This is a genomic window from Actinophytocola xanthii, from assembly GCF_001921205.1.
Taxonomy (GTDB): Bacteria; Actinomycetota; Actinomycetes; order Mycobacteriales; family Pseudonocardiaceae; genus Actinophytocola; species Actinophytocola xanthii.
The window spans coordinates 1-11,187 of the sequence record NZ_MSIE01000142.1 but is presented as its reverse complement, the minus strand read 5'-3'; the positions used below and the strand labels follow the sequence as shown (position 1 = coordinate 11,187).

8 protein-coding genes and 3 pseudogenes are annotated in these 11,187 nt (G+C 67.8%); 5 read left to right on the top strand and 6 right to left on the bottom strand.

Annotated elements, in window-relative coordinates; genetic code table 11:
* Positions 1-76 precede the first annotated feature (76 nt).
* Together BU204_RS42345 and BU204_RS42340 are read right to left on the bottom strand one after the other, a co-directional pair.
* A pseudogene (locus BU204_RS42345) lies at positions 77-370 on the bottom strand (transposase); the annotation flags it as partial.
* 40 nt (positions 371-410) lie between these two features.
* A pseudogene (locus BU204_RS42340) lies at positions 411-533 on the bottom strand (transposase); the annotation flags it as partial.
* 341 nt (positions 534-874) lie between these two features.
* Between BU204_RS42340 and BU204_RS37265 the strand changes: the two are divergent.
* From BU204_RS37265 to BU204_RS37255, 3 genes and pseudogenes are all read left to right on the top strand, one after another.
* Complete coding sequence (locus BU204_RS37265; RefSeq protein WP_143230039.1) at positions 875-1,987, top strand: trypsin-like serine peptidase; 1,113 nt, start codon at positions 875-877, stop codon at positions 1,985-1,987.
* Positions 1,988-2,054: 67 nt separating this feature from the next.
* Positions 2,055-2,183 (top strand): annotated as a pseudogene (locus BU204_RS41015) (IS5/IS1182 family transposase); the annotation flags it as partial.
* Between the two features lie 337 nt (positions 2,184-2,520).
* A complete protein-coding gene (locus tag BU204_RS37255; protein WP_198943118.1) occupies positions 2,521-3,219 on the top strand; it encodes a hypothetical protein in 699 nt (232 codons plus the stop codon).
* Here the strand turns inward: BU204_RS37255 and BU204_RS37250 are convergent.
* From BU204_RS37250 to BU204_RS37240, 3 genes are all read right to left on the bottom strand, one after another.
* Positions 3,164-4,696: a carboxylesterase/lipase family protein gene (locus tag BU204_RS37250; protein ID WP_075130501.1), complete on the bottom strand. Its 1,533-nt coding sequence runs from the start codon at positions 4,694-4,696 to the stop codon at positions 3,164-3,166. The genes BU204_RS37255 and BU204_RS37250 overlap by 56 nt on opposite strands.
* Before the next feature lie 99 nt (positions 4,697-4,795).
* The gene (locus BU204_RS37245) at positions 4,796-5,860 is read right to left on the bottom strand and encodes a hypothetical protein (protein ID WP_075130498.1); all 1,065 of its coding nucleotides are present in this window, start codon (positions 5,858-5,860) and stop codon (positions 4,796-4,798) included.
* Positions 5,861-6,009: 149 nt separating this feature from the next.
* The gene (locus BU204_RS37240; RefSeq protein ID WP_075130497.1) at positions 6,010-8,340 is read right to left on the bottom strand and encodes a beta-L-arabinofuranosidase domain-containing protein; all 2,331 of its coding nucleotides are present in this window, start codon (positions 8,338-8,340) and stop codon (positions 6,010-6,012) included.
* Positions 8,341-9,012: 672 nt separating this feature from the next.
* On the opposite strand from BU204_RS37240, the gene BU204_RS42195 reads away from it, so the two are divergent.
* Entirely contained in the window at positions 9,013-9,495 is a 483-nt protein-coding gene (locus tag BU204_RS42195; RefSeq protein WP_332888620.1) for a replication initiator, read from the top strand.
* 50 nt (positions 9,496-9,545) lie between these two features.
* Here BU204_RS42195 and BU204_RS37235 read toward each other — a convergent pair whose 3' ends face one another.
* Entirely contained in the window at positions 9,546-10,328 is a 783-nt protein-coding gene (locus BU204_RS37235) for an SDR family NAD(P)-dependent oxidoreductase (RefSeq protein WP_075130496.1), read from the bottom strand.
* Positions 10,329-10,437: 109 nt separating this feature from the next.
* On the opposite strand from BU204_RS37235, the gene BU204_RS37230 reads away from it, so the two are divergent.
* Positions 10,438-11,067: a TetR/AcrR family transcriptional regulator gene (locus tag BU204_RS37230; RefSeq protein WP_075130495.1), complete on the top strand. Its 630-nt coding sequence runs from the start codon at positions 10,438-10,440 to the stop codon at positions 11,065-11,067.
* The last annotated feature ends 120 nt before the right edge of the window (positions 11,068-11,187 follow it).

The window sequence follows — 11,187 nt, the reverse complement described above, 5'->3', positions numbered from 1 at the left end:
GACACCATGCCCGAACTTGATCAACCACTGCCAGCCGACACACCGCTCATTCTGAAACGACTTCTAAGAGAGTGTCTCATTTGGTGAGTTTCTTGTAGCAGGTCAACGTGGCGGCGAGGGTGAGGAACGCGGTGAAGTGGTTGGCCTGGCGTTCGTAGCGGATGCTCAGGCGGCGGTAGTTGAAGAGCCAGGCGATGGTTCGCTCGATCACCCAGCGGTGTCGACCGAGGCGTTTGCTGGTCTCAATGCCTTTGCGGGCGATCCGAACCACGATGCCGCGGGCACGTACCCACTTGCGCAGGGCGACGTGGTCGTAGGCCTTGTCCGCGTGCAGCTTCGCCGGCCTGCGGCGTCGTCGCCCACGGCGAGACTTGATCGCGGGGGGGGTGCCGCCACGCACAGCCACTGGTCAAGACGAACACGATTGCGGTGAGCACTGCCCGGTCATCAACTGGTGTTGTTCCTCCACCTTGCGAACGCGGATCAAACTCCGGGATCAATGGCTGTGCCAACGCCCATAACTCGTCCGGCACCAACCGCCGTGACAGATCATCAACCACAACAAGGGATCATTGTCAGACCATGAGCAACCCACGTGAGACACCCTCTTAGTCGCTTGCCTGCCACACCGTCGGGCGTGCTCAGCGCCCTACCAGCATGATCTGTCAGATTCATGGCAGCGCGAGTGGATCGATCATTATGTGCTTTGATGGTTCACAAATGCGTAGCGTCTTGTTATGATGGCCTACGCGGCAGCTATCGAGTTTTCGGGGAGGTCTACCGCACATTCCTTGCATTGTTTTTACTCGTAGGTTTGATAGCCGGGGCCGTCATCAGAATTGCGTATGTAGTGACCTCTGGAACGGGAGAGATTATGGCCGCCGACAGGCCGATGTCACCTGACGAGATTTCCCAACTTCCCAACATTCCCAGGCGAGGTGACCCCCCGGCGGAACTTACCACCGGCCGGGTAATTATCAGTGAAATACCTGCAGCCAGCGAGGCAGCTGACGCTACGGCGACCGGTGACCGGATCACGGTCGAGTTGCGCCGGGTGGAGGGTGCGCGGGGCACGCCCGCGGTGGGCTGGGAGCTCCCGCAACGCCGGTTCACGTCCGGTCTGAGCGCTACGTTCGCGCAGGCCGTTGATACGCCACGCAAGGACGACCGGGCGGCCGAGCACGAGCCCTTTGTGCCCGATTGGTGCGAGGTCAACTACCTGTCGCCGTCGGCCGACCCGCCCGCCGGGCAGGTCCTGCGCCGGCGCAGCGGTAAGCGGGTCCAGCCCGAGTACATATTCGGCGCGGATGACCGCAAGACCTACAAGCCGACCGGTTTTCCCTGGCACAGCATCGGTCGACTCTTCGTTTGGACAAAATCGACGAACGCCAACTGGAGTTGGAGTGGCAGTGCCGCGCTCATCTCCAAGAACGCAATTCTCACCTGTAGTCACATGGCTCCCTGGCAGTCAGTCGTTAACGATGTCCCGTGGAAAGCGCTGTTCGTCGCGGGATACTTCAATGGCCCATCGATTGTTGGGTCGGGTGGATCCGCGTGGGTGACCGGCCTATGGGGATACCGGAACCACAACCAAGGTGACGACATGGCGGTCATGGCCCTGAGCTCTCCGCTGGGCGATCTGCTGGGATACTTCGGCTACAAGACGTATACCGACGCGTGGGAGGACCTCCCGTGGTGGACGTTGGCCGGGTACCCCGGCATGGTGGCGAACGCTCAGCAGCCCTCCCGGCAGTCCTCCTTCCCCATTCAGGACGACGACTATGACGGAGCGGGACTCGAACTGGAGTACGAGGCGGACGCCAGCGACGGCAACTCCGGTGGACCTGTCTTCGGTTGGTTCGACAAGGGGCCACGCATCATCGGCACGCATTCTGGCGGCGAAGAGGAAGCCTTCGACACCAACAACGTCGCGGCCGGCGGGTCGGCCCTCTCCGCGTTGATAGCCTGGGCCAGGAACAACTGGTAGTGGCGCATTCCCCTTCCTACGGCCGGCCCACTGCAGGGTGCCGCCGGCCGAGCAGGTGGCGAGCACCATCGCCTGGCTCTTCGGCTACCACCGCCTGAGCATCCGCTACGAACGCTATGCCAACCACTTCTGCGCCTTCCTCCCCCTCGGCGCAACCCTCACCTGCTTCAAGAGACTCACAAGATCAACCACATGAACCAAGCCCTGAGGACCGCCTTGACCAGATTCAACCGCTGTTCCATGGCCGGGTGATCCTGGTTCTCGACGACCCGTCGAGCCGCTACCTGAGAGTCCTCCCAGGTGGCGGCAGCCATGATCTGCGCGACGAGATCGTAGGAACGGGGGCGACGACCGTGTGGGGGAGTTCCGGGCCATCTGGGGACGGGAGCCGGATGGTGTGGGCCAGGCGGTGGCCCGACTGGGTGCCATTCGCCGCGGCGGGTTGGGGTGGGCTGTACGCCGCCGTGCAGGTCACGTGGGTCGTGGGAGAGGTCGACGTGCGGTGGTCACCTCGCGTGTCGTACCCGCCGGCCTTGCAGTTGCTCTTGGCCGCCCTGGCCGTGCTCGTCGCGCTGGGCTGCCTGGCCACCAGGCGAGAGTTCGGACGACGGATGCGGGGCGCGCTGCTGACATCGCTGGTGGCCACGATCCCCGTGTTCACCCTGGGAATGGCCAGCCTGCCCGCGTACTTCGTGACACTGGTGTCGTTCGCCGGGGTGGAAAGCGCCACCGGTTTGGCCCAGGTCCTGGTGAACGCGGTGGGCACGGTACTCCTCGTGTTCGTCGCCATCTCCTACCGCAGGCGGCTGCGCGGCCGGTGTCCGAGGTGCGGGCAGGCGCACCCGGGCACCGGCGACGGCCCACGGGTCCCACGCCTGCTGCCCCTGCTCCCCGCGTGGCTGGCAGCCGTCGGCCTGTCGGTCTACGGTGTCCTCCTCCTGATCTTCGCCTCACTCGCCGCCGCGGGCGTGCTGCCGGGTCCGGCGATCGAGCCGCCGTTCACCAGCAGTTCCGGAATCACCTGGATGGTCGCGTTCGGCGGTCTGGCCTTCGGCGGTCTCGGCTTCGCGCTGATCACAGCCGCCCGCTCCTACGCCACCCGCAGCCGGCCCGTCTGCGCGGCACACCTGCCCGAGCACGGCCCAGCCGACACCTCGGCACGGCCCGCCCCCGCACTCAGAGCGACGCCCAGAACTCCAACTGATGCGCCTCCACCCGGTCGAAGGCCCTGATCCGCCTCACGTCCAACCCCTGCACGTACGGCGTCTCGTCGCCGGCCGTCACCCGCGGCCACCGCGGCAGCCCGAAGCCGTTGGGGTTGCCGGTCGCCGCGAACCGCGTCCAGTACGACATCATCCGGTCCCCCAACCGGCGCTGCGACGGGGTCAACGTCACCTCGTCACCCCGCAGGTCGAACAGGTACCGCAGCTCCGAGCCGTGCGCGGCGAGCGGCTCGACCCCCGCCGGGAAGTCCGGGATGGGCGGTGCCGTGCGGTCGAGGAACTCGTACGCGTACACCGGCACCTCCTCGGCGAAGGTACGGTCCGCGACCCACTGCGGCAGCGCCCAGTCCAGGTCGCTCATGATCGCCGACGCCGCCTGCACCGCCGATCCCCCGTACTCGCCGAGGGGGTAGCGCGCCTCGATCGCCGGAGCGTGCGCGCCGAACTGCGTGGCCAACGCCGCCGGGTACTGCTCCGGGGTGAGCCCCGGCACCAACAACGGCCCGAACAGCGTGCCCTCGTCCCGTGTAATCCCCGTCAGCAGGGGCACGTGGTGGTAGTCGCCGGCGGGCAGCGCCACCGCGGGATCGGACGGCAGCACCGCGGTCCCCCACGCCGGCAGGGGGAACGTCGGCGCGGCGAGCAGGTCCGCGGCCGGCTTGTCGCGCAGGCACTCGAGCGTCGTGCAGCCCAGCTCCGCGGCCACGGTCTGGCCGTGTCCCACGTGCCACTCGTACGGCACGAACAGCGGCACGTCCAACAGCGGCCGGACATCGCCGTGCGCGCTCACCGTGCACGCCGAGCTCTGCGCGATCGCCCGGTGGAACAGCCCCGCGGCGCCCGGCGACATCAGCTGCGCGCACACCGAGTGCGCGCCGCCGGACTCGCCGGCGACGGTGACGTTGCGCGGGTCACCTCCGAACGCCCTGATGTTGCGCTGCACCCACCGCAGCGCCGCCTGCTGGTCCTCGATACCGAAGGCACCGCCGTCCGCCAGGCCCGGGAAGCCGAAGAACCCCAAGTTGCCGAGCCGGTAGTTGACGGTCACCACGACCAGCCCCCGCGTGGCCAGCCGGGACGCGAGGTAGTCGCTCCCCGCGCCGCTCATCAGCCCGCCGCCGTGCACCCACACCAGGACCGGCGCGCGAAACGCCGTCCTCGGCGCGGTCACGTTGAGGTACAGGCAGTCTTCGGTGTCGCTGGCCGGCTGCCCCAGCCCTGCGGCCTGGGGACAGCGGTTGCCGGGCCGGGTGGCGTCACGCACCCCCGACCACGGCCGCGGCGCGACCGGTGAGTGCCAGCGCAGGTCGCCGACGGGGGGTGCTGCGTACGGGATGCCTTCGTACACACGGGCCTCGCCGGACGTGGTGCCGCGCACCCAGCCGGCGTCCGTGCGGACCACGCCACCAGCGGATGTCCCGGCCGCCGCCGGAACCCCCAGCGCCAAGCCGCACACGACGAGCATGAACCCCAACAGTCGCCTCATGTCGCCCACGCTGTCAGGCCCGACCGGGCAACGGCATCAACCGTTCGGTGGATCCGGTCCTGAGATTGCCCCCCGACAAGCCGGCCGGCATCGCTGCTGTCAGAGGGTCTGACGCAGGATGCAGCGGGGTCGGGTACGGCGTTGGTAGGACACGGCGGCGATGGCGAGGGCCCAACCGTATCCAGCGAATGCTGTAGCGGCGGAGCAGCCGAGAAGGTAGTCCGCGAACGTACCGTCGATCTCGAGGACACCGGTGAACTGGAGGATCACGTAGACCCAGGCTCCCGTGCCGTACGCCGCGAGTGTCGGTGCGATCAGCCAGACCGGGATCAGCGGCAGGAAGCGGGGCACCCTCCTACCGGACAACCACAGCGTCCACCGGGGGAAAATCATGCCCCACGAGTGCACCAGCCCCAGTAGCAGAAATTCGGCGGGCAGCACGGTACCGATGATGGCGGCCGGAATGAACGGGTCACCGGGGGCGGCAAGGTCCCCTCCACGGAAGGGTGGCGCATCGGCGAAGCGCATGAAATGGCAGACGTAGTAGGGAATGAACGCAAGGCCGCCGAGATGGGCGATCCGACGCACGCGCTGTGACGCGGGCGTTCCCGTACGCTCGACAGCCGCGACTGCTCCCGGCTGGTGAGCCTGGCCGCCGCAGTCAGGGCAGGTGTTCCTGGTGCGATGCCGCCACGACAGCGCGGTCATCAGGAACAGGACGGCGACAACAACAAAAGACAACCGCGCGGTGAAAGCCCCCCAGTCAGCGTGCCCGTCCCGGCCTCGCAACGAGCCGGTGACGACCAGCGCGATCAGGTTGAGCAGCACAAACACACTTCCGGCCACTGCCAGCGCCAGCACGGTCCACAATCCGGCCGACACCACCCAGGGTGGGAGGCGCCGCCCGCACGGGCGCACGGTCGCGGCGGCCATGCCGGCCCCGGCGAACAGGACAGCGACAGCCACCCAGATCAGGTACGGCAGGTCGTAGAGCGTCCCGCCGGTCACCGCGACCGCCAGCAGCACGCTGCCGTACAGCAGAGCCCATGCGCTCGCGGCGTAGCCAGCCCACGACGGCCATCGCCGACGCGCCGACGCGATGGGGGTAACCGTGCGCGCCAAGGACAACGTGGCCTCCAGACCGACGGGGGTTGTGTCACCCATCAGCCTCGCTGACCACCCAGCCCTCGAACTTCCCCCACGGGTACTGCACTCATCCCGCGCAGGAGGGAAACGTAGGAAGCGCCCCGTGGTTCCGGCCAGTTACAGTGCGCGACGGCGAGTCACACCGGCTGCCGGCACCAGTACGCCGGTTACAAGGTCGCACCGACGGGCACGAGCCGCCATCGGTTGTCCGCGCTGCCGTTGTCGGAGTCCTGCACCGCCTGAGCGCCCGCGGTGGTGGCGCCGTTGAGAATGCCCAGCAGCTTCCCGCTGTTGGCGTTGCGGAGCTTCACGGTGCCGTCGCCGTTGTCGACGACCGTCCAGCGGTGGTCGGCGGTGCCGTTGTCGGCCCACTGGAGCACGCGGGCGTTGTCGGCGGTGGACATGTTCTCCACGCCCAGGACCTTGCCGCTGTGGAGGTTGCGCAGCCGGACTGCGTTCCCGTCCTGGATCATCGCCCAGTTGTGGTCGGCGGTCCCGGAGTCGTGCCACTGCACGGCGAGCCCGCCGTCGGCCGTGGACATGTCCTGCACGCCGAGCACCATCCCGCTGGCGGCGTTGACCAGCCGGTACGCGGAATCCGTGGCACCGCCGCCGATGTTCCAGTAGACGTTGTAGTTGTAGCCGTGCGCGTCGTGGAACGGGCCGAGGTTGACCGTCGCGCCGTTGGCGCGCGCGGTGAACGCGAGTGACGAGGTGCTGGTCCTGGTGATGGATGCGACGTCGAGTGCGGGTGGTGTGGACAGCGAGGAGTTGCCGTAGTTGCCCGCCAGTACGGCAGGACCGTAGGTGACGGCGGCGATACCGGCGTTGTCGTTGGCCGCCTGGGTGAGCACCCGCATCGGCAGACGCACGGTGACGAGGTCGCCGGAGGTCCACGACCTGGTCAGCGTCGCGTAGGTGCCCGGCGTGGTGGCGATGCCCTGGGCCACGCCGTTGACACTCACGGTGGCGCCGGTCGTCCAGGCGGGCATGCGGATCCGCATCGTCCACGAGCTGGCCACGTCGCCGGTGACGGTCAGCGTGGTGGTGTCGGAGACCGGATACGTGGTGGTCTGGGTAACCGTGATTCCACGCTGCGACCAGTTCAGCACCGACGGGGTGAACAGGTTCACGGTGAGCGTGGTGCCGTTGTGGAAGTAGATGGAGTCGGCGAGCTTGGTATTGGTCTCGATTCCCGTGCCCTGACAACACCAGAAGGTCGTGTAGTCGGTGCTCCACGTGCCACCACCCCAGGCCGGGCCCTGGGTGCCGCGGCGGTGGCCGGGGTTGAGGCCGGTGAAGTAGCAGATGTGCCCGTGGCCGTCGGCCGGGTTCTGCTGGCCGATCAGGTGGTTGAGCAGTGCCTTCTCGTAGTAGTCGAAGTAGGCCACTCGGTTCGGATCGAGCAGCCACAGTTCTCGGGTCAGCTTGAGCATGTTGTAGGTGTTGCACGCCTCCGCGGTGTCGCGGTTCAGGTAGGCGGCGATCGCGTTCGGGGCGCGGAAGTGCTCGGCCTGGCTGTTGCCGCCGATGGCGTAGGTGTGCGCGTCGACCGTGATGTTCCAGGCGTTGACCGCGATGTCGCGGTACCGGGTGGTGCCCGTCGCCTTGTACTCACGAGCGGCGCCGATCCACTTGGGGACCTGTGTGTTGGCGTGTAGACCGTTCAGCCGGTCCTGGTTGGCGGCCAGCGGGTCGAACACGGCTGCGTGGTCGAAGCGCTGCGCCGTGGTGAGCCACCGGCTGTCGCCGGTCTGCTGGTACAGGTCGGTGAGCACGGCGTTCATCCCGCCGAACTCGGTGCCGAGGACGCGCTGCATCGTGGCGTACGACAGGCGCGCGGTGCGCCAGTCGACCCAGCCCGCGAACCGCAGCAGCACATCGCGGGCCTGTGTGCTCTCGGTGTAGCGCCACACGTCCAGTAGGCCGGCCAGGGTCTTGTGCAGCGCGTACCAGGACACCGAGCGAGGTGAACCCGCCTCCATCGCGTCGAAGTCGGACTCGGGGAAACCGGACAGGTAGCCGGTGTTGAACCCGGCGGCGCCGTTGTTGGCCTGGCACTTGGCGAGTTCGGCGACCATGGTGGCGGCGCGGTCGCGGCAGGTGGTGTCGCCGAGCACCGCGTACGCCTGGGCCCACGCGGTGAGGAAGTGCCCCTGGCTGTGTGTGCGGAACGGGAAGTCCGGCGCCTCCCACCCACCGAGCGGCGAAGCACCGTTCGTGGACAGTCGGTGGTTGGCGCGGAAGTTGTACAGCAGGCGGTTCACGTCGACGAACCGGAGGTAGGCCAGGGTCCTGGCCTGGTTCTCCATCCAGCGCCCCGCGGTGAGGCGCACCTGGCCGAGGTCGAACGGATAGGCGGAGACACCGATGTCGGTACGGACCGGTGCGACGACCGCGGCGGCGGTGGCGCCGTTGAACAACGTGGGCATGGCGGTCGCGGCCGCCGCGGCGCCCGTCGCCTGCAGCATCCGGCGACGGCTGAAGAAAGCAGACATGTGTGGCTCTCCAGATCAGGGCGTGGGGAGGTCGAAGCGGTAACTCATGAAGAACTGCCAGGTGTTGTTGAGGATCAGGGTGTTGCCGAGCGGGAGGGGCGGGCGTCCACCCCGCCGAGGGATCTTGTGACCGCTGTCGGTGACCGTCGCTCGTGACCCCGTCGAACAGGGGTGATCGGGACTTGCCACCGGGTCCCGGAGATGTCTCAGCATGGCACCGGCGCATCTGGTGAACGAACCCCTCGTCCGGATACGGGCGGAGCAGCGCATGGCTTCGGTCCCTCCGACATCGTCGTCAGCAGGTGGGGTCGAACGCGTCGAGCAGGCCTGTGTGCCAGGGCGGAACGTGATGACCGGTCGTATTTCCGTGCCAATGTCAACTGCGGGACGCACGGCGCCGACACCACCTGGTGCCGATCATGTCGGCGAATTTTCGGTCGGGTGAACTCGCCGCAGCAATCAATGTAGCCAGGCCGTCGCCGATACGTCAACAACCGGATCGATCAGTTGTGAGCGCTCACTTTGATCATGACTCGTCTCACGTTCTCTCCCCGCCGATGCGCTAGATCACGCGCCACCCCGCTGGCGACACCGGGCTTACCTGGGCAGACTCCGGCTAGAGCTACGTTTGCGGATCGAATGTGAGCGCACACAGCGTCCGCTTACCAAGTAGTGTGCTGGCGTCCGATACTGATCACGTTTCTCGACCGGATAACTCCCGTCCGGAATTCCCGCTGCGCCCTGAACGGCCGAAACGATTTCGCCGATGGCAGGCGCGCGGCAGTCCCGCGAGCACGCGCGACGTCGACCCCGATACTCGCGGCCGCTCACCGGCTGGCTGAGGCGCTGAACCAGGTCGACGAGCCGGCCCACGTCGTCGCGTTTGGCCGACAGGTGCATTCAAAAAGGCATCTTGGGCAGCTCGGACGAGGCCGGCCGGCACATCGCCGGCAACGGGCACACCACGACCGGCTCCACGACGAGCTCCGCGTCACGCCCTGCTCGCCGAGGTGTGGTGTGGCTGCTCTACGGCATCCAACGCTCGGCTCGAATGCCCGTACCCACCCGAGCCGGCGCAAAGGACGGGCACACCGGCGGACCACCCTCGGCCTGCCCGGTCGGCGCGTGCTCGTCTCGCGCATGTGGTCGGGGTGATGAAGCAAGCCGTCCGGGACGGCCTGATCGACGGGAACCTGGTGATTCCGTCATGCAGCCGTCGTGTCGGGTTGCAGGGCGGGGCCGAGCAGGAGGCCGCCGTCGGCGACGAACTCCGAGCCGGTGACGAACGAGGCGTCGGTCGAGGTGAGGTAGAGGAGCAGGGCGGTGACGTCGGCCGGGGTGCCCAGCCGCGGGATGGCGTAGGGCTCGGGCGAGAAGAAGTCCGCGATGGGCGGCTGGCCCGCGATCGGCTCGTTGATCAACGGGGTGGAGATGACGCCGGGATGGATGGAGTTGACCCGGATGCCGTCCCGGCCCAGCTCCAGCGCGGCGGTCCTGGTGAGCCCGCGCAGCGCCCACTTGCTGGCGACGTAGGGCGCGTAGAGCGACGTGCCGGCGTGGGCCATCGTGGAGGCGATGTTGACGATCACTCCCCCACCGTTGCGGCGCAGTGACGGGGTCACGGCCCTGATGCCGAGGAACGTCCCGGTGAGGTTGACCTCGAGAACGCGGTCCCAGACCCGCCGTTCGATCGCCTCGATCGGCACCGCTGGGTTCTGCACACCGGCGTTGTTGACGAGCACCGCGATCGGCCCGAAACGGCGTTCGGTCTCGGTGACCGCCGCGGCCCAGGCGCCCTCGTCGGTGACGTCCAGGCGGACGAACAGCGCACGCTCCCCGAGTTCGGCGGCGAGTTCTCTGCCCGGCCCGTCGGCGAGCGCGGCGATGACGACGTTCGCCCCCTCCTCGTGGTAGGCCCGGACGTGGCTGGCGCCCTGCCCGCCGGTGCCGCCCGTGACGAGAACGGTCTGCCTCTCGAAACGTGCCATGACGGGGTCCTCCCTAACAGGGATGGTGAGTCGAGTGACTCACCTCGCCGGAACGCTACGGTGCCGGCGATAGTGAGTCAAGCGACTCATCTCGCGTACGATGACGCCCATGACGACGCGGCCTTCGACCTACCACCGGCGCGTCGCCGAGCAGAAGCGGGCAGCCATCATCGAGGCGGCCACCCGCCTGTTCCTCGACGCCGGGTACGCCGGCACGTCGCTGGCCAAGGTCGCCGAGGCAGCCGAGGTGTCGAAAGCCACCCTGTTCAAGCAGTTCCCGACCAAGGCGGCGCTGTTCGACGCGATCGTGACGGAGTCCTGGAAGGTCGAGGACGACTTCCGCCCGCCGACGGGTGACCTGCGGGCGGGCCTTACCGCGATCGGCCGCCGGTACGTCGCCCTCCTCACCCGGCCCGGCATGGCGGCTCTCTTCCGGATCGTCATCGCCGAGCTGCCGCGCTTCCCCGAGTTGGGCGAGGCCCACTTCGAGCGCGGCAAGATGCCCTACTTCGACTCGGTACGCCGCTATCTCGACATCCAGAACGACCGAGGAGTGGCCACACTGGACGACACGGAGCTGGCGGCGACCCAGTTTCTCGGGATGATCTCCAACTACGTCTTCTGGCCCCGGATGCTGCTCATGGACTGGTCCCCCGACGACGCGTCGATGGCACACGTCGTGGACGAGGCCGTACTGATGATGGAAGCCAGGTACGGCGTCGCGAACACCGCCGCCTGAATCGGCAGCGCGTTCCACTCGGCCGCATCCACGGACACTGCTTTGCCCTGCCGAAGCAGACTCACGATGCGCCGGCACCCGGCCCGATGTTCCTGAACGGCTAACACGTTCATGAGCACG